General features: G+C 63.4%; 21 protein-coding genes and 1 tRNA gene. 6 read left to right on the plus strand and 16 right to left on the minus strand.

All coding sequences use genetic code 11. The features are described from left to right. Nucleotides 1-20 precede the first annotated feature (20 nt). From IVB50_RS18325 to IVB50_RS18340, 4 genes are read right to left on the minus strand one after another with little or no spacing between them, the layout of a single operon-like run. On the minus strand, nucleotides 21-932 hold the full coding sequence (locus IVB50_RS18325; protein ID WP_247296814.1) for a hydroxymethylglutaryl-CoA lyase: 912 nt from the start codon (nucleotides 930-932) through the stop codon (nucleotides 21-23). Between the two features lies 1 nt (nucleotide 933). Continuing rightward, on the minus strand, nucleotides 934-2,949 hold the full coding sequence (locus IVB50_RS18330; RefSeq protein WP_247296817.1) for an acetyl/propionyl/methylcrotonyl-CoA carboxylase subunit alpha: 2,016 nt from the start codon (nucleotides 2,947-2,949) through the stop codon (nucleotides 934-936). A gap of 4 nt (nucleotides 2,950-2,953) precedes the next feature. Continuing rightward, the gene (locus tag IVB50_RS18335) at nucleotides 2,954-4,558 is read right to left on the minus strand and encodes a carboxyl transferase domain-containing protein (RefSeq protein WP_247296820.1); all 1,605 of its coding nucleotides are present in this window, start codon (nucleotides 4,556-4,558) and stop codon (nucleotides 2,954-2,956) included. 24 nt (nucleotides 4,559-4,582) lie between these two features. Then, on the minus strand, nucleotides 4,583-5,755 hold the full coding sequence (locus tag IVB50_RS18340; RefSeq protein ID WP_018457765.1) for an isovaleryl-CoA dehydrogenase: 1,173 nt from the start codon (nucleotides 5,753-5,755) through the stop codon (nucleotides 4,583-4,585). 113 nt (nucleotides 5,756-5,868) lie between these two features. Here IVB50_RS18340 and IVB50_RS18345 point away from each other — a divergent pair, with 113 nt between their 5' ends. Then, complete coding sequence (locus tag IVB50_RS18345; protein ID WP_247296823.1) at nucleotides 5,869-6,897, plus strand: AraC family transcriptional regulator; 1,029 nt, start codon at nucleotides 5,869-5,871, stop codon at nucleotides 6,895-6,897. Between the two features lie 72 nt (nucleotides 6,898-6,969). On the opposite strand, the gene IVB50_RS18350 is transcribed toward IVB50_RS18345, so the two are convergent. From IVB50_RS18350 to IVB50_RS18360, 3 genes are all read right to left on the minus strand, one after another. Continuing rightward, nucleotides 6,970-7,269, minus strand: coding sequence for a DUF3551 domain-containing protein (locus IVB50_RS18350; RefSeq protein ID WP_247296826.1), 300 nt, complete (start codon nucleotides 7,267-7,269; stop codon nucleotides 6,970-6,972). Between the two features lie 273 nt (nucleotides 7,270-7,542). After that, complete coding sequence (locus tag IVB50_RS18355) at nucleotides 7,543-8,028, minus strand: Lrp/AsnC family transcriptional regulator (RefSeq protein WP_247296841.1); 486 nt, start codon at nucleotides 8,026-8,028, stop codon at nucleotides 7,543-7,545. Nucleotides 8,029-8,221: 193 nt separating this feature from the next. Continuing rightward, nucleotides 8,222-8,527, minus strand: a complete 306-nt coding sequence (locus tag IVB50_RS18360; protein WP_007591346.1) for an ETC complex I subunit — start codon at nucleotides 8,525-8,527, stop codon at nucleotides 8,222-8,224. Nucleotides 8,528-8,787: 260 nt separating this feature from the next. Between IVB50_RS18360 and IVB50_RS18365 the strand changes: the two genes are divergently transcribed. Continuing rightward, nucleotides 8,788-9,957: an OpgC domain-containing protein gene (locus IVB50_RS18365; protein WP_018457761.1), complete on the plus strand. Its 1,170-nt coding sequence runs from the start codon at nucleotides 8,788-8,790 to the stop codon at nucleotides 9,955-9,957. A 40-nt stretch (nucleotides 9,958-9,997) separates the two neighbouring features. On the opposite strand, the gene IVB50_RS18370 is transcribed toward IVB50_RS18365, so the two are convergent. Continuing rightward, nucleotides 9,998-10,192, minus strand: coding sequence for a hypothetical protein (locus IVB50_RS18370; RefSeq protein ID WP_018457760.1), 195 nt, complete (start codon nucleotides 10,190-10,192; stop codon nucleotides 9,998-10,000). A gap of 335 nt (nucleotides 10,193-10,527) precedes the next feature. Between IVB50_RS18370 and IVB50_RS42440 the strand changes: the two genes are divergently transcribed. Beyond that, nucleotides 10,528-10,659 (plus strand): hypothetical protein, encoded by a 132-nt coding sequence (locus IVB50_RS42440; RefSeq protein WP_256374433.1) that lies wholly within the window; start codon nucleotides 10,528-10,530, stop codon nucleotides 10,657-10,659. A gap of 333 nt (nucleotides 10,660-10,992) precedes the next feature. Here the strand turns inward: IVB50_RS42440 and IVB50_RS18375 are convergent. From IVB50_RS18375 to IVB50_RS18390, 4 genes are all read right to left on the minus strand, one after another. Further along, a tRNA-Pro gene (locus tag IVB50_RS18375) sits at nucleotides 10,993-11,069 on the minus strand. Nucleotides 11,070-11,177: 108 nt separating this feature from the next. Continuing rightward, the gene (locus tag IVB50_RS18380; RefSeq protein ID WP_247296828.1) at nucleotides 11,178-11,663 is read right to left on the minus strand and encodes a DUF192 domain-containing protein; all 486 of its coding nucleotides are present in this window, start codon (nucleotides 11,661-11,663) and stop codon (nucleotides 11,178-11,180) included. A gap of 111 nt (nucleotides 11,664-11,774) precedes the next feature. Then, a complete protein-coding gene (locus tag IVB50_RS18385; RefSeq protein WP_018457757.1) occupies nucleotides 11,775-12,407 on the minus strand; it encodes a cold-shock protein in 633 nt (210 codons plus the stop codon). A gap of 198 nt (nucleotides 12,408-12,605) precedes the next feature. Continuing rightward, a complete protein-coding gene (locus IVB50_RS18390; RefSeq protein ID WP_247296832.1) occupies nucleotides 12,606-13,367 on the minus strand; it encodes an NAD-dependent protein deacetylase in 762 nt (253 codons plus the stop codon). A gap of 271 nt (nucleotides 13,368-13,638) precedes the next feature. Here IVB50_RS18390 and IVB50_RS18395 point away from each other — a divergent pair, with 271 nt between their 5' ends. Beyond that, nucleotides 13,639-13,803, plus strand: a complete 165-nt coding sequence (locus IVB50_RS18395; RefSeq protein ID WP_018457755.1) for a hypothetical protein — start codon at nucleotides 13,639-13,641, stop codon at nucleotides 13,801-13,803. Nucleotides 13,804-13,870: 67 nt separating this feature from the next. On the opposite strand, the gene IVB50_RS18400 is transcribed toward IVB50_RS18395, so the two are convergent. Next, a complete protein-coding gene (locus IVB50_RS18400; protein WP_026233439.1) occupies nucleotides 13,871-14,164 on the minus strand; it encodes a hypothetical protein in 294 nt (97 codons plus the stop codon). A 278-nt stretch (nucleotides 14,165-14,442) separates the two neighbouring features. Between IVB50_RS18400 and IVB50_RS18405 the strand changes: the two genes are divergently transcribed. After that, a complete protein-coding gene (locus IVB50_RS18405) occupies nucleotides 14,443-14,673 on the plus strand; it encodes a hypothetical protein (RefSeq protein ID WP_007610151.1) in 231 nt (76 codons plus the stop codon). A 78-nt stretch (nucleotides 14,674-14,751) separates the two neighbouring features. Beyond that, a complete protein-coding gene (locus IVB50_RS42445) occupies nucleotides 14,752-14,877 on the plus strand; it encodes a hypothetical protein (protein ID WP_256464728.1) in 126 nt (41 codons plus the stop codon). On the opposite strand, the gene IVB50_RS18410 is transcribed toward IVB50_RS42445, so the two are convergent. The 3 genes from IVB50_RS18410 to IVB50_RS18420 all read right to left on the minus strand — a co-directional run. Further along, the gene (locus IVB50_RS18410; protein ID WP_247296834.1) at nucleotides 14,874-15,071 is read right to left on the minus strand and encodes a hypothetical protein; all 198 of its coding nucleotides are present in this window, start codon (nucleotides 15,069-15,071) and stop codon (nucleotides 14,874-14,876) included. The two genes, IVB50_RS42445 and IVB50_RS18410, sit on opposite strands and share 4 nt — an antisense overlap. Nucleotides 15,072-15,281: 210 nt before the next feature. Next, complete coding sequence (locus IVB50_RS18415; RefSeq protein ID WP_247296836.1) at nucleotides 15,282-15,578, minus strand: hypothetical protein; 297 nt, start codon at nucleotides 15,576-15,578, stop codon at nucleotides 15,282-15,284. 667 nt (nucleotides 15,579-16,245) lie between these two features. Next, on the minus strand, nucleotides 16,246-16,488 hold a 243-nt coding region (locus IVB50_RS18420), incomplete at its 5' end, for a transposase (protein WP_247296352.1).

Raw genomic sequence — 16,488 nt, forward strand, 5'->3', positions numbered from 1 at the left:
GCGCTCGCAATAACGGAGAACTAGGAGCTGGCGCGCTTCCTCTTCGCGTTCAGTGCGGAGGCCACGCGGCTCACCGGCGGCTTGCCCAGCACGCCGCTCATCTCGTTGGTTGCCGCCAGCAACCGGTCCATATCGACACCCGTCCTAATCCCCATGCCACCGAGCATATAGACGACGTCCTCGGTCGCGACGTTGCCGGTCGCGCCCGGCGCGTAGGGGCAGCCGCCGAGGCCGCCGGCGGCGGCGTCGATGACGCGGACGCCTTCCTCCAGCCCCGCATAGAGATTGGCGAGCGCCTGGCCGTAGGTGTCGTGAAAATGCATCGCGAGATTGGCGGGAGGGATGTTGGCGCTGACCGCCCGCAGCATCTCTTTGGCTTTGGCAGGCGTACCGACACCGATCGTGTCGCCGAGCGAGATCTCGTAGCAGCCGAGCTCCCACAGCGTGGTGGCGAGATCGGCGACCGCTTTCGGCTGGATCTCACCGTCGAACGGACAGCCCAGCACGCAGGAGATATAGCCGCGGACCTTGACACCATCGTCCCTGGCGCGCGCCAGCACCGGCTTAAACCGTTCGATGGACTCCGCGACCGTGCAATTGATGTTGGCCCGCGAAAAGCCCTCGGAGGCCGCGGCGAACACCGAGACGATCTTTGCGCCGGCCGCGCACGCGGCGTCATAGCCCTTCTCGTTCGGCACTAGCACGTGGAATTCGGCACTGGTCAAATGGCTAACGCCGCGCAGCACGGCGTCCGAGCTCGCCATCTGCGGGATCGCCTTGGGCGAGACGACGGCGCCGACCTCGACTGTATTGAGGCCGGCCGCGACCAGCGCCTCGATGAAGGCGATCCGGGCCTCGACACTGACCGCCGTTTTCTCGTTCTGGAGGCCGTCACGCGGCCCCATTTCGATGATGCGGACCTTATCGCTCATCTCATTCTCCGGAAGGCTCGACCACGGCGAGCTCGACGCCCTCCTGGACGATGTCGCCGACCTTGCATTTGATGGATTTCAGCACGCCGGCATAGGGCGCACGCAGCGTCTGCTCCATCTTCATCACTTCCAGGGTGAGGATCGGCGCGCCCTTCTCGAGCTTGGCGCCCTCCTCCGCCAGCACGGCGACGACGGTGCCCGGCAAGGGCGCTGCGATCTTGTCCGCGCCGGCCTGCTCCTCCATCTCGCCGCCGAACGGATCGACCCAATGCAGGTCGAATCGCCCGTTGCGCGTGCGCAAATACAGCTCATGGCCGTCGATCACGGCCGCGACGAACGATTTGACGCCGTCAAGCGTCACGTCGAAGCCGCCGTCCCGGGGCGCGATCGCAAATGCCAGCTCGCGTTCGCCGATCACCAGCGTCGCTGGTCCGCTGCCATAGTTCAGCGTGATCTTCTGCTCGGACCCATGACCAACACCATGACCCGCGCGAAACGCAAAATTGCGCTGGCGGCGGCCGACCGGCATCCAGCCAAAGGTCTGCCAGGGCGAATTCGCGTCCGCCTGTGCAGCCTGCCGCTCGTGGTTGATCACAGCGGCCACCGCGGCGCAGAGCTCGAGCTCGCCCGGCGCCGCCGGGGCCTGCGTCAGAACCGTCAGTTCGCGCTCGATGAAGCCGGTGTCGATCGCGTTCGCCCTCACCTTCGGATGCGTCATCAGCGCCGACAGGAACGGGATGTTGGTCACGATGCCGCGGACGTCGGACTCTTCCAGCCCGCGGTTCAGCCGCTCGATCGCGACATCCCGCGTCGGCGCCCAGGCGATCATTTTTGCCAGCATCGCATCGTAGTACGGCGAAACCGTATCGCCTTCCCGATAGCCGGAGTCGATGCGCAGCCCCCCCGTTTCAGCGGGCAGACGCCAGGTTGATATCTTGCCCACCGACGGCATGAAGTTCTTGGTCGGGTTCTCCGCGTAGACCCGCGCCTCCACGGCGTGGCCGTGAAGCTTGATCTCGTCTTGCTTCAGCGGCAACGCCTCGCCGAAAGCGACGCGCAACTGCCACTCGACCAAGTCGATCCCCGTGATCAGCTCGGTCACGGGATGCTCGACCTGGAGACGAGTGTTCATCTCGATGAAGAACACGTCCTCGCCGTCGGACACGAACTCGATGGTGCCGGCGCCGACATAGTTGACGGCGCCCGCGGCCTTTCGCGCGGCGGCACAGACCGTCTCGCGCTGGGCGGGATTGAGCGTCGGCGACGGCGCCTCCTCGATCACCTTCTGGTGGCGGCGCTGCAGGGTGCATTCGCGTTCGAACAGCGAGAGCAGATTGCCGTGGCTGTCGCCGATCACCTGCACCTCGATATGCCGGGGGTTATCGACATATTTTTCGATCAGCATGCGGTCGTCGCCGAACGCGGCCTTGGCCTCGCGCTTCGCGCTGACGATCGCAGGCGCAAGTTCATCCGCGGAGCGAACGATGCGCATACCACGGCCGCCGCCGCCGGCGGACGCCTTCACCAGAATCGGGAAACCGACCTTCTCGGCCGCCTTCGCCAACGTCGCATCGTCCTGCGCCTCGCCGTGATAGCCGGGCACCAGCGGGACGCCGGCCTTCTCCATCAGCGCCTTGGAGCCGGACTTCGAGCCCATGGCAGTCATCATTGCCGCTGTCGGGCCGACGAAGACCAGGCCGGCGTCGAAACACGCCTGGGCGAATTCGGCATTCTCCGACAGGAAGCCATAGCCGGGATGGATCGCCTCCGCGCCGGTCTTGCGCGCGGCCTCGATCAGCCGTTCGGGATTGAGATAGCTGTCGCGGGCACGCGCAGGCCCAAGCAGCACGGCCTCGTCGGCGAGCGCGACATGCATTGCGTCGCGATCCGCCTCGGAATAGACCGCGACCGTGCGCAGGCCCATGGCGCGCGCGGTGCGGATCACGCGGCAGGCGATCTCGCCGCGGTTGGCGATCAGGAGGGTGCGAAAACGGCGGTAGAGCTTTGAGCGGTCCATCGCATCACATCCTGAACAGGCCGAATTTCGTCGGCTCGATCGGCGCATTCGACGCCACCGAGAGGCCGAGGCCGAGCACCAGCCTTGTATCGGCCGGGTCGATCACGCCGTCGTCCCAAAGCCGCGCGGTCGCGTAATACGGGTGCCCCTGGCTCTCATATTGCGCGCGGATCGGCTCGCGGAATTTATCTTCGTCTTCTTTCGACCAGCTGTCGCCCTTGGCCTCGATATTGTCGCGGCGGACCTGGCTCAGCACCATCGAGGCCTGCTCGCCGCCCATCACCGAGATGCGCGCGTTAGGCCACATCCACAGGAAGCGCGGGGAGTAGGCGCGGCCGCACATGCCGTAATTGCCGGCGCCGTAGGACCCGCCGATCACCACGGTGAATTTCGGCACCGACGCGGTCGCGACCGCCGTCACCAGCTTGGCGCCGTCACGCGCAATGCCGCCGGCTTCGTATTTCTTGCCGACCATGAAGCCGGTGATGTTCTGCAGGAACACCAGCGGAATGCCGCGCTGGCAGCACAGCTCGATGAAATGCGCCCCCTTCAGCGAGCTCTCGCTGAACAGGATGCCGTTGTTGGCAATGATGCCGACCGGAAAACCCCAGATGTGGGCGAAGCCGCACACCAGCGTCGTGCCGTACAGCTTCTTGAACTCGTCGAACTCGGAACCATCAACCACGCGCGCAATGATGTCGCGCACGTCGAACGGCTTGCGCCCGTCGACGGGCACCACGCCATAGATCTCCTCGGCCGCAAACAAGGGATCACGCGGCGGATGCATGTTGAGGTTTGGCCGTACCGATGGCTTCAGCGTGCCGACGATGCGGCGGGCGATGCCGATCGCGTGTGCGTCGTTCTGGGCGTAATGATCGGTCACGCCTGATTGTCGCGAATGCACGTCGGCGCCACCGAGCTCCTCGGCGGTCACCACCTCGCCCGTCGCCGCCTTCACCAGCGGCGGCCCGCCCAGGAAGATGGTGCCTTGATTGCGCACGATGATGCTCTCGTCCGACATCGCGGGGACATAGGCGCCGCCGGCCGTGCAGGAGCCCATCACGATGGCGATCTGCGGGATGCCTTGCGACGACATCTGCGCCTGGTTGTAGAAGATGCGGCCGAAATGCCGCTCGTCCGGAAAGATCTCGTCCTGCAGCGGCAAAAAGGCGCCGCCGGAATCGACCATGTAGACGCAGGGAAGATTGTTCTGCCGCGCCACGTCCTGCGCGCGCAGATGCTTCTTCACGGTCATGGGATAATAGGTGCCGCCCTTGATGGTGGCGTCGTTGGCGACGATCACGCATTCGCGGCCCGCGATGCGCCCGACCCCGGTGACGACGCTCGCCGAATGGACGTCGCCGCCGTAAAGGCCATAGGCCGCGAGCGGCGACAGCTCCATGAACGCGGTGCCGGGATCGACCAGCAGGTCGACGCGCTCGCGCGCCAGCATCTTGCCACGCGAGGTGTGGCGGTTGCGCGAGACCTCGCCGCCGCCGCCCGCAACCTGGCTCAGCTTTTCGCGCAGATCCGCGACGAGGGTGCGCATGGCCTCGGAATTGCGCGCAAAGTCCGAAGAAGACGTATCGATGCTGGAATGGAGCGGCATGTTGGTTCCAATTGCGTGAAGGTTTTAAGCCGTCTCAGCCATCAATTCGCGACCGATCAGCATGCGCCGGACCTCCGAGGTGCCGGCGCCGATCTCGTAGAGCTTTGCATCGCGCCACAGGCGTCCGACCGGAAATTCGGAGGTGTAGCCGACCCCGCCAAGCGCCTGGATCGCCTCACCCGCCATCCACGTCGCTTTCTCGGCGGAATAGAGGATCGCAGCGGCGGCGTCCTTGCGCAAGCTGCGCGCGTGATCGGCGCGGTCGCAGGCACGCCCCACCGCATAGACATAGGCGCGCGTGGCCTGCCAGGTCGCGTACATGTCGGCGAGCTTGCCCTGCATGAGCTGGAAGTCGCCGATCGGCTGCCCGAACTGCTTGCGCTCGTGCATATAGGGCACCACCGCGTCCATGCAGGCCGCCATGATCCCGAGTGGTCCACCCGAGAGGACCGTACGCTCATAGTCGAGGCCGGACATCAGCACCTTGACGCCCTCCCCGACCTTCCCAAGCACGTTCTCCTCCGGCACCTCGCATTCGTCGAAGAACAGCGGATACGTGTTGGAGCCGCGCATGCCGAGCTTGTCGAGATGCTGGCCGTGGCTGAAGCCCTTCGTCCCCTTCTCGACCAGGAAGGCGGTCATGCCGCGCGGGCCCGCTTCCGGATCGGTCTTGGCATAGACCACCAGCACGTCGGCATCGCCGCCATTGGTGATCCACATCTTCGAGCCGTTGAGCACGTAGCGGTCGCCGCGTTTGTCGGCGCGCAGTTTCATCGAGACGACGTCTGAGCCGGCGCCGGGCTCGGACATCGCGAGCGCGCCGACATACTCGCCGGAGATCAACTTTGGCAGATAGCGCTCGCGCTGCGCATCATTGCCGTTGCGGCGGATCTGGTTGACGCAGAGATTTGAGTGGGCGCCATAGGAGAGCCCGACCGCGGCCGAGCCGCGCGAAATCTCCTCCATCGCGACGATATGGGCGAGATAGCCCATGTTGGAGCCGCCATATTGCTCCGGCGCGGTCATGCCGAGCAGGCCGAGGTCGCCAAGGCGCTTCCAGAGGTCCGCCGGGAATAGATTGGCCTTCTCGATATCGGCGGCACGCGGGGCGATCTCCGCCTCCACGAAGGCGCGCAGCGTGTCGCGCAGCATGCTGATGTCTTCGCCCAGATCGAAATCGATGCTCGGGATATTCAAGGCGATTCCTCCCTATTTTGGGGACCGAACCTAGCGGCATCGGGGCCCTTCTGCGGTCGAAAAGGTTGCATTTTCCGCCAAACTTGGCGAGGATTTTCCCAGAGGATTTTCCGATGCCTTTTCAAGTCGCAACCGCGATCCCGCGCCGTGCCGTGACCCCTGCCGCCTTCGTCCGCGGCGTCGTTGCCGCTTACGACCGCTACGGCCGCGATCCGACCGAGGCGCTGAGCCGGGGTCAGGTAACGCCGGACCTTGTCAATTCTCCGGATGGGCGGGTCACGGCCGGCCAGTTCGAGGCGCTGGCGGGCCATGCCATGCGCGAACTCGATGACGAGGCGCTCGGCTGGTTCTCGCGGCGGCTGCCCTTTGGCACCTACGGCATGCTGTGCCGCGCCTCGATCACCGCCCCGACGCTGGAGGTCGCGCTCAAGCGCTGGTGCCGGCACCATCGTCTGCTCACCGAGGACGTGCTGCTCGATCTCGCCGTCGGCGAGGAGACCGCGGTCGTGTCCATCCGCGAACTGGCCGACCTCGGACCTCTACGCGAATTCTGCCTGGTCACCCTGCTCCGCTATGTTCTCGGCTTCTCCTGCTGGGCGGTGGATTCGCAAATCGCGCTCCGCGCCGCGGAATTTCCGTACCCCGAGCCCGGCCACGTCTCGGTCTATCCGACCATCTTTTGCCGAAACATCCGCTTCGGTGCGGACCGCGCTTCCATCACCTTCGACAAGCATTACCTGTTGCTGCCGCTCACCCGGAGCGCGGCGGACCTCGACAACATGCTCAAGGGCGCGCTGCGGCTGACCGTACTGCCCTATCGGCGCGACCGGCTGCTGGTCGAGCGCGTTCGCCGCGTACTCCGCAATGCGCGCGGACGCAGTCTCGGCGCCGAGGATGTCGCAAGCGAGCTGGCACTCTCCACCCGCACCATGCATCGGCGCCTGCGCGATGAAGCGACCTCACTGCGGGATCTCAAGGAAGAGGCCAAATTCGAGCTCGCCAAGCAGGAGTTGATGCGCGGTCGCAGCCCGATCAAGCGGATCGCGGAGATCGCCGGCTTCCGCAACGAGAAGAGCTTTTCTCGCGCCTTCCGCACCTGGGCCGGCGCCTCCCCGCGCGAGTTTCGCGGCAGGTATCGCTGAAGCGCGGGTTGTCATGCTGTTGCGGCCTCCGAGATCCAACTCGGAGGCCGCAACATTTCCAAACGGTCTCGCTCAGTTCGAGTTGGTCTGCCCGCCCGGGCGCAGCTTGGTGCGCGAGTGCGTCTGCTTCGGCTGGAAGGCCAGCGCGTCGGCCGACGTCTTCGCGCCGCCGCTCTGTGAGCACGAGCCGCCGATGCCGCCGGCCGCGGCCCGGCAGGCCTCCATCGTCGGATAGCCGCAGCCATGCGCGGCCTGGGCACCATTGGTGATGCAGTAGTCTTCTGCCTGGGCAGCCGGCGCGGTCATCATGAGAAACGCAGATGCAAACAGCGTCGCAGCGGATACGACGAACGTCTTCGAGATCGAGGTCATGTTGTCTTTTCCTGCTTCAGGGTCCCACAAAAGAGGCCTCGGCATGCGACGCAGGCTGAGGTTCACACCTCGCATGTAGGCCAGCACCAGGAACCGGCAATCACGCTTCGGCGCATTGCAGAACTTCGCAAATCACATGTCACAGTTAGGTGAGTTACTTATGTTTATATCCGCCTTATCCGAACCTGTATCCCGGTAAGGGAGTCACTCCCGCGCCTTCGGATGTTTGGATGTCGTTACGCGAGCTACGTTTTGGGACCCGTCGCCGCCGAACTATCCTACCGCCGCGATCTCCTGCAATGGCAGCGGCACGTCCTTCGCCACGCCCAGCACCGGAAAGCTGCGGACGTTCTTCACGTTCCGCATCGCGGCGAAATGCAGGAGCTGCTGGCGCATGCTCTCGACGCTCGGCGCCACGCATTTGAGAAGATAGTCGGTGTCTCCCGAAATCCGCCAGCACTGCTGGATGCGCGGGATCGCGGCGATCGAGCTCTCGAATGCCGCCAGCACCGGCTGGGCTTGGCTGCCGAGCTGGATCGAGACGAACGACACCACCTCGTAGCCGAGCAGCCGCTCGTCGATAACGGCGCGCACCGCCCGGATCACGCCGCGGCTGAACAGCGATTTCAGCCGCCTCACGCAGTTGGGCCCGGACACCCCGACGCGCAGCGCCAGCTCGTTATTGCGAACCCGCCCGTCCTGCTGCAACTCGGAGAGTATTTTCAGATCGACGCCGTCGAGCTGGTCACGCCCCGCCATAGCCCACCTCGTCATGGTCGCATCATGCGAGACAGCGAAGCACGGGGCGGAATGGCTGCCAAGGGCAGGACGATGGGAAGAACCGGCGTGGTTGGCCGAGCATGTCCCGGCCAACCGCGGGCTTTTTACGTGGACGCTAAAACGTGGATGCCCGGGACAAGCCCGGGCATGACGAGAGTTTCGTTGCCCGCCCTCAATGCGTCCACGGCTCGCCGCGGCGGAACGAGAAATTGTCCGCATAGGCGACCGGACGGCGCACCGATTCCTTTGGCTCGATCACCTGGTAGGCGATGCCCTTGCGCTCGCAATAGGCGACCGCCTCTTCCTTGCTGTGGAAGTGCAGCGTGATCTGCTGCTTCATGTCGCCGGACGAGGTCCAGCCCATCAGCGGCTCGACCGCGCGCGGCTGCTCGGGCTCGTAGTCGAGCTGCCATTCCTTGGTCTTCGACCGGCCGGATTGCATCGCGTTCTTGGCGGGCTTGAAAATGCGTGCGGTCATGGACGGTCCGGGCCTCTTGTTCGTCTTTTCGTTCGATTTCGATGCGTCACGGTAGCAGTTGGTGGAAACCGCGGGCATAGTATAGAGACACCTTTAGGGAACTGATCGGTGATTCCGGCCCCCCGGGATGGCTCGCCGACGGGTATAATCATTATGCTGCATCGTGACAATTGCATACCCGCCTTCCGCGCCGGGGTCTCGCCCGGTGGCCCTGCTTCGTTGACATCTACCTGTCCGTCCCCTCCGAAAGCTCCCGTCGCATGTCCTTCCTGAACATCAACGCCACGCTCCCCGAGAAGGGCCGTGACCTCAGGCTCGACCTGTTTCGCGGCATTGCGAACTGGGCGATCTTCCTCGACCATATCCCCGACAACGTGGTGAACTGGATCACCACCCGCAACTACGGCTTTTCCGACGCCGCGGATTTGTTCGTCTTCATCTCCGGCTACACCGCCTCCTTCGTCTATGCGCGGATGATGCTCGAGCGCGGCTTCCTCGTCGGTGCTACGAGGCTGACCAAGCGGGTCTGGCAGCTCTACGTCGCCCACATCATCCTGTTCGTGATCTACATCGCCTCGATCAGCTATCTGGCGCTGCGCTTCGGCGATTCCGAGATGATCAACGAGTTCAACGTCGCCGGCCTGGTGGACAACGCCACCGAGACGCTGCGCCAGGGCCTGTTCCTGCGCTTCAAGCCGCTCAATCTCGACGTGCTGCCGCTCTACATCGTGCTGATGGGGCTGTTTCCGCCCGTGCTCTGGTTCATGCTGCGCAAGCCGGACCTGACGATGGCATTGTCCATCGTGCTGTGGCTGACCGCGCGCCATTTCGGCCTGAACCTGAACGCCTATCCGGCCGGACAGTGGTACTTCAACCCGTATTGCTGGCAGGTGCTGTTCGTGTTCGGCGCCTGGTGCGCCATGGGCGGCGCGCGGCGCTCGATGACGCTGATCAACGCACCGGTCACGCTGTGGCTCTGTCTTGGTTACATGCTGTTTGCGCTGGTCATGACCATGGCCGGCCGCTTCCCGACCCTCGGCGGCATGTTCCCGGAATGGCTGTTCTCGGCGTTCAACCCGAACGACAAGACCAACCTCGCGCCCTACCGCTTTATCCACTTCGTCGTGATCGTGATCCTGGTGATCCGCTTCGTGCCCAAGGACTGGCCGGGCCTGGAATGGAAAGGGTTCGACCCCATCATCGTGTGCGGCCAGCAGTCGCTCGCCGTGTTCTGCGTCGGCGTGTTCCTGTCCTTCGTCGGTCATTTCGAGCTGTCGATGAGCTCGGGCTCGCTGTTCGCGCAGATCTTCGTCAGCGTCGCCGGGATCGCGATCATGACGACGGTGGCCTATTATATCTCCTGGTCGAAGAAGCAGGACAAGCCGCTGAAGCCGCCGCCGCCCAAGACTGCGGCCGCAAAGGCCGCTTGAACGGGCAGCTCCGATCCCGCCGGACGACAGCGCCCCCGCTTCAGGCCGCCGCTTCGCTGTCGTACTCGGTAAACTTCTTGTAGATCCAGTCACGGCCGTCGTGGCGGCGCCAGACCTTGCCGTAAACGAGCTGCCCGTTGATCGAGCGGCGCGGCACGAACACGGTCCAGAGGTGCCAGATCTCGGTCCAGCTCGCCTGCGGACCGACGGTTCGGACGTTGCGATCGAGAGACATGATACAGAACTCACAGGATACGAGCGCTGCGACGAACTGTGATGTCGTGTGAGCACGAATTTCAGGCAGACCGTCGCAAGCCGAACCGATCTGATAACAGTCGCGAAGGCGCCCGCAACAACCGCTCGCTCTTAACCTAACCGATCAACCTTACCTCCTGTGAGCGCGTGGCGAGACCGGTTGAAAGCGGCCGCCGATTTTCCTAGACTGTGTGCGATTTGAGAATGAGCGCGTCGTTTTGAGGACGCGCGTTGATTTCCAGGCTGACGCGAATTTTTGAAAACGATTGATGGGCGGGGGCCACCACGATGAATTTGCAATGTGCATGTCTGCGCTTGGCGCTGCATTCGACGCCGCCTGCTCTGCCCGCGAAGACGCCGGAGCAGGAGCCGCGGAAGGTCGCCAACGACAATCAGCTGGCCTGGCCATTCCTGCCGTTTCCGTTCGGCTGGTACGCGACGAACTGATGGTTGGAAAAGCGTAACGCGCGCAAGCGGAATATCATCGCTTGGCGGCGTCCGTTAGGCATTGGGCGCTGAAATCCCCAACACCAATATGTCTAGGACGACGCCTAAAGGTTCGACAAAGTTTTACGCATTCCGCGCCGCCCGACCCGCCCCAATGCCTTGAAAAGTCGCGGAAAGTCGCGTTGCGCAGGGAATGAGCGCCGAGGGTTAGGAAGGCTTTGGCGGCTGCGGGCATCGGCATCGAACGCGCGCCATGCACGGCTGGAGCTGCGCTCGCCTGGCGCCTCGCCGATTGGCTATTGTTCTGAGGCGCGGGTCTGGCCCACCTCGGACTGGTCGGGGCAGCTGGATTCGAACCAACGACCTGCAGTACCCAAAACTGCCGCGCTACCAGGCTGCGCTATACCCCGAATGTCCGGCCCGTCGATACACGCTTCCCAAAGCGCCAGCAAGCCTTCCAAAGGCGCGAGCAAGCTTCCCAAAAGACCGCCAGGCGGGGGCAATGGCTCCCTTCCCGGCTACTTGCTGCCGAACAGCGGGTGGCCGACGCGGTCGCCGGCGCGGATGCCATATTTCTGCGCCGTCCCTGCCACCACCTCCAGAACAGCCCGCGCGGGCCACCTGGATGAGATGATCTTTGTCGACATCGGCTCGGTATTTTCGGCGATGCGCAGAATTCGGCCGTCGGCGCGAATGAAGATCATGTCGAGCGAGACGTAGGTGTTCTTCATCCACATCGACACCTCCTGCTCGGGATTAAAGTCAAACAGCATGCCTTTGCCGTCCGCCAGTTCCTTACGGTACATCAGGCCAGTCTGCTTTTCTTCCTCCGTCGTCGCGACCTCGACCGAGAACACCTGCACGCCGTTCCTGGTGACGATCTCGAGGGGCTGGAAGCTGGCGGCGCGCACGGGTGCGCTCGCGACGGCACAGCCGGCGATGACAAGGATGGCGGCAAGCCAGCCCTTCGCAAGGGCGAAGACGGCCTTTCGATCGAAATTCATGGATGGCTCTCGAGGCGTGGGACTGGACCAGTCCTTACGTGGCGGTCACCGGAAAAGCCAGAGGCGCGCCGGCCAGCCAGCGCGCCTCTGCTCACGATCGCGGGAATGGAATTAGTGGGACGAAACCGGCGATCCCGTCTCGGGATGGATCTCGGCCGCCATCATGCCCTTGGAGCCGGGCCCGAACCGGACCAGGACATACTGGCCGGGCCGCAACTCGGTCATGCCGAAGCGGCGCAGCGTCTCCATGTGCACGAAGATGTCGGGGGTGCCCTCGCCGCAGGTCAGGAAGCCGAAACCGCGCAGCCGGTTGAACCATTTGACCTGAGCCCGCTCCAGCCCGCTGGTCGCCGTCACCGTGACATGGGTGCGCGGCGGCAGCATCTGCGCCGGATGGATCGCGGTCGACTCGTCCATCGAGACCACGCGGAACGCCTGGTAGCCCTTGGCGCGCTGGATGCACTCGACGACGATGCGGGCACCCTCGTAGGCGGTCTGGAAGCCGTCGCGCCTAAGCACGGTGACGTGCAGGAGCACGTCGGGCCAGCCATTGTCGGGAACGATGAAGCCGTAGCCTTTTGAGGCGTCGAACCATTTGATGACGCCGTGAACCTCGACGAGGTTGGCGCTGCTCTCACCAAGTCCGGTGAACGGACTGAGTGCACTGTCGCGACCGCCACCGCCGTGTTCGCCCACCGCGGGAACTCCGACCTTCTTGGACTCAAATCCGTCCGACGACCCCATAACCCCGGACCCCACACATGCCATGCAACCCGCCTGAATGGCGGCGCCGAATCACGCGTCTTTAGAGAATCTTCTCAACTCGACGCGACGCGAATCTTTCGACTCAAAAGATAACACTCCCGGTTGCGACGCATAGACAAAAAAGAGATTCGGCGGAACCTATGAACAGCTTGCACAGCCGCGAATCAAATTGCTGCCTCAATTACCGACAAAGGGCCCCAGCGTTTCGCCGATGTCGTGGCGGATCACGAGGTCGGCGATGTCGTCCTGCTCCGTCGGCTCGCGATTGACGATCACTAGGCGTGCACCCGATTCCTTCGCCATCATCGGAAAGCCCGCGGCCGGCCATACCACCAGCGAGGAACCGATCGCGATGAAGAGATCGCAGGCTTGCGACAGCGCCGTCGCGCGCTGCATCTCGTCCTCGGGCATTGTCTGGCCGAAGGAGATCGTGGCGGTCTTCACCGGCTCGTCGCACACGGTACAGTTGGGCGCGGCGCCCTCCTCGTCGAAGCGGCGCTTCACCCAATCAAGCGGATAGGCCTGCCCGCATCCAATGCAGCGCGCATACGTGGTGTTGCCGTGAAGTTCGATCACGTGATCGCTTGCGACGCCGGAGGCCTGATGCAGATTGTCGATGTTCTGGGTGATGATCGCGGGAACCTTGCCGGCGCGGTAGAGTGAGGCGAGCGCGCGATGGCCGCGGCCGGGCTTAGCCGCCGCAAAGACCTCCTCCATCGCGAAGCGCCGGCGCCAGGATTCGTCGCGCGCCTCCTGGCTGGCGACGAACTCGTCGAACGGGATCGGGCGGTTGCGCGTCCAAATTCCGCCCGGCGAGCGAAAGTCGGGGATGCCGCATTCGGTCGAGATGCCGGCGCCGGTGAACGGCACGATCCGTTTGGCTTCGGCGATCATGTCGCCAAGACGCTCGACGCCGCTGCGAAGATCCGATGCAATCAACGCCGCCTCCCGTTTTGCTGTTTTACTGATTTGTTTTTGCGCTAGCTGCAACATGCGCAAGCGACAAGATTATTGACGCTGTTCTCCACCGCCACGCAAGACATGGTCGGCAATTTTTTCCGACCCTCGCTTATCACAATCCTGCAATGCCTCCTCCCCATTGACGCCCCAATCAGAAGCGCCAATGCATGTGTTGACGCGACTCAACGTGATTGCGGCGGCAGTGCTTGGGTTCAGTAGGACACATACTCACGTGCAGAGGGGATTTAACATGACCGAGGACGAACAACGCAAAATCCGCGAACGCGAAGAGATCGCCGCCCGTGTCGCCGCCTTCCGTGCCACCCAGGAAAAATTCAAGCGCGAACGTGAAGAGTATTTCGTGTCGACGCTCGACAACGCGCGCAAGGCGGAACGGCCCTCGCTCTGGCCGTAACGACACCGGATCACCGAGCATGAAAAAAGCCCGGAGCATTGCTCCGGGCTTTTCGTTTGTTCAGCCGTTACCAGTGACGGTAATAATGGTGGCGGCGGTAGTATGGTCCATCACCGTAATAAGCGTAGGGACCAGGGCCGTAGGCATAAGCGGGGCCGCCGTAGTAGCCATACCGCGGGCCGTAGCCATAGCCGTAAGGATGCGACGCGGCGACGGCGCCCGCGGTGATGGCGCCGGCGGCAAGACCGAACGCGAGGCCCGGACCGATGCCGCGGCCGCGCGCCTCGGCAGGCGAAGGCGCCGCGACCGCGGTCACGCCAACGGCCGCGACGGTAGCCAGAACTGCTAGTGTCTTCCTCATCATGAATCTCCTCCTTCGTATCTCGCACAGACAACGCCGGCGCGTTGCTATGGTTGCGCGCAAGCCTGTGGAACCGAGTTCGGAATAAATCCGGCCACGCATGGAACGGGCACGCGTTCCGCGAATTGTTTGCTCAAGTGCGGAAGCCTCCGCCGTCCGGTTGAGGCAACAGCACGAAGACCCCGTCAGCATCACCGATGCTGGCGGGGTTTTCAGTTGCACGCACAGCATTGGCAATGCGCCACAATTGCTGCCAGCGGGGAGCCGAGGAGGATAAAGTGCCGATATCCAAATTGCTGGCCCGTATCCGCAGGCTCGTTCCCAGATCCGGAGATCAGCATTACGACGAGATCGTCCGCAGTTTCGGTGTCGGTACGCTGCGCCCGCCGCCGACCCCGATGAGCGACGGCGAACTGGCGCGGGCGATTGCCGAGTTCCTTAAGGAACAGCCGTCGAGCGAGTCCGTAGGCGCCCTCGGCCGGCGGCTCGACCCCACCACCCCACTTTGAGGCGCCGGTCCGCCTTTGTCCGGGAACATGCGCTTCGCGCGCACGTTGGCGTAGCCTTCAAGGAGAAAGGAGGCCGACATGCCCGTTTGGCTCGAAATCCTGCTCAACCTGTCCGGCTATGCCGGCTTCGTGGCGCTCGCCTCACACGGCACCGCGTGCCCAAGCAATTGCGCCGACCATCAGACCTCCACCGACGACCGTTAATTCGTGTGCGGTAGCTGGCCCGCCGTACGCATCAGCCTGTCGGCCTTGACCGCGACACGCGTGTCCTCGAGCTGTGGCCGCAGCGAGACGCTGATCACCACGAAAGCCAGACAAAAGAGCGTGCCGACGATGGCGATGCGCCGGTAGGTGTGGCGGTCGCCCTGATAAAAGGACGGTTCTGAAAAGGGTGTCATGAATTCGTTCTTGGCAAAATTGCTTGTTGGCCAAAGTCGCTTGTTGGCCAAAGTCGGATCGCGTCTTCGCCAGACACCTATCGCAAGTGGCGGCAAGTGCAACGCGATTGCGCTTTTAACCTAACCGAATAGGGTTATCGGCTTCGCGGCAAGCTTCCGTTAGGAGTTCGCCAAGCCTCTTCAGAACAAGCGTCTTCAGAACACGCGTCTTCAGAACTCGGCGAGCCGCTTCAGGCTCGCACGAAAACCGAGGCTGCGATGGCCTGCGACCAGCACGGTGCCGAACACCTCGGCCGTGTCGTCGCTGAACGTTCCGGAGAAGCCGCTCGTTGCCTCCACTCCGCCGAACGGCGGCCGGGCGAAGCCATCCGCAAACGGCGTGTGCTGGTTGGTGACAAGCTCGCCCTTCCAGGTCCCGTGTTTCGAAGGGCCGTTGTTCGAATTGCCGTTCCGTGTAGACGCCGCGCGACCAGAAATACGGCCCGCCGCCGAGCAGAACGCCGTCACGCAGGATCAGCACGCCGCTGTCGCGCCCCTTCAGGCCGTCGAGCATGTGGAGGTGGATGGAATAAAGCCCGTTCTTCATGTTGCGTCCGCCGCTGGAGCAACGATAGCGCCGGCGACGGAGAGCGTCGAGACGGTGAAGCGAAGCTTGTGGTGATCCGTCGTCCGGCTTTGTTCCAGCTTCGCCTGCCTTTCGTTCTCGGAGAGCGAATCGGAATCGCAGAAATCGGCACGAAGCAAGCCTTAATATATCGTTCGCACGCAAACGACCGCAGTCGCCAACGATCGCGCGCTCACATCCCGTCTTCGGATTTCGACCGCGGTGGCACCGGCGGCACCGAGGGCCTGTCGTTGCGCAAGCGCGGGTGCGGTCGTACCAAAACACTTTTGCGATCTCGGCGAACATCTCGAGCAACAGCACGCATCCATGTCGCGTCTCCCTCGCCTCACTCGTAGCGAGGACAGGCGAACGGGACTATGCGAAGCATCACGCCGGCTTGGTCAGGAAAGGCGTGTCCCGCATCGACACAGAAGCCACGACTTGTTCTGCATCCGACTCCATTTCGTTCGCAAGGAACGAATCGGAGTCGAGAAATCCAGCGCAAAACGATCCCTAACGATCGGTGAAGGCGCGCGCGATTGCCTGTTGTCATCGAGCTAGGGTTCAGACTCAATTGATCCAATAAGCGACGAGAGCGGCGAGGTGGACGGCGGCCAAGAAGTTTCTGGCAAGTTTGTCGTAGCGAGTAGCAACACGCCTGAAATCCTTGAGCCGGCAGAAACAGCGCTCGATAACATTGCGCCCTTTATAGAGGCGCTTGCTGAAGCTGTGGAGGGTTACCCGGTTGGATTTGTTTGGAATGACGGGTTTCGCGCCGCGATTGACGATTTCGGCGCGAAAGCCGTCGCCATC

It is taken from the genome of Bradyrhizobium sp. 87 (assembly GCF_023073015.1).
Taxonomy (GTDB): Bacteria; Pseudomonadota; Alphaproteobacteria; order Rhizobiales; family Xanthobacteraceae; genus Bradyrhizobium; species Bradyrhizobium canariense_D.

Coding starts and splice junctions, on each gene's coding strand:
- IVB50_RS18345 (WP_247296823.1), top strand. CDS start 5,869: ATGCCTTTTCAAGTCGCAACCGCGATCCCGCGCCGTGCCGTGACCCCT.
- IVB50_RS42445 (WP_256464728.1), top strand. CDS start 14,752: ATGCCCGTTTGGCTCGAAATCCTGCTCAACCTGTCCGGCTATGCCGGC.
- IVB50_RS18385 (WP_018457757.1), bottom strand. CDS start 12,407: ATGGGGTCGTCGGACGGATTTGAGTCCAAGAAGGTCGGAGTTCCCGCG.
- IVB50_RS18350 (WP_247296826.1), bottom strand. CDS start 7,269: ATGACCTCGATCTCGAAGACGTTCGTCGTATCCGCTGCGACGCTGTTT.
- IVB50_RS18370 (WP_018457760.1), bottom strand. CDS start 10,192: ATGTCTCTCGATCGCAACGTCCGAACCGTCGGTCCGCAGGCGAGCTGG.
- IVB50_RS18360 (WP_007591346.1), bottom strand. CDS start 8,527: ATGACCGCACGCATTTTCAAGCCCGCCAAGAACGCGATGCAATCCGGC.
- IVB50_RS18365 (WP_018457761.1), top strand. CDS start 8,788: ATGTCCTTCCTGAACATCAACGCCACGCTCCCCGAGAAGGGCCGTGAC.
- IVB50_RS18325 (WP_247296814.1), bottom strand. CDS start 932: ATGAGCGATAAGGTCCGCATCATCGAAATGGGGCCGCGTGACGGCCTC.
- IVB50_RS18410 (WP_247296834.1), bottom strand. CDS start 15,071: ATGACACCCTTTTCAGAACCGTCCTTTTATCAGGGCGACCGCCACACC.
- IVB50_RS18355 (WP_247296841.1), bottom strand. CDS start 8,028: ATGGCGGGGCGTGACCAGCTCGACGGCGTCGATCTGAAAATACTCTCC.
- IVB50_RS18330 (WP_247296817.1), bottom strand. CDS start 2,949: ATGGACCGCTCAAAGCTCTACCGCCGTTTTCGCACCCTCCTGATCGCC.
- IVB50_RS18395 (WP_018457755.1), top strand. CDS start 13,639: ATGACCGAGGACGAACAACGCAAAATCCGCGAACGCGAAGAGATCGCC.
- IVB50_RS18380 (WP_247296828.1), bottom strand. CDS start 11,663: ATGAATTTCGATCGAAAGGCCGTCTTCGCCCTTGCGAAGGGCTGGCTT.
- IVB50_RS18400 (WP_026233439.1), bottom strand. CDS start 14,164: ATGAGGAAGACACTAGCAGTTCTGGCTACCGTCGCGGCCGTTGGCGTG.
- IVB50_RS18335 (WP_247296820.1), bottom strand. CDS start 4,558: ATGCCGCTCCATTCCAGCATCGATACGTCTTCTTCGGACTTTGCGCGC.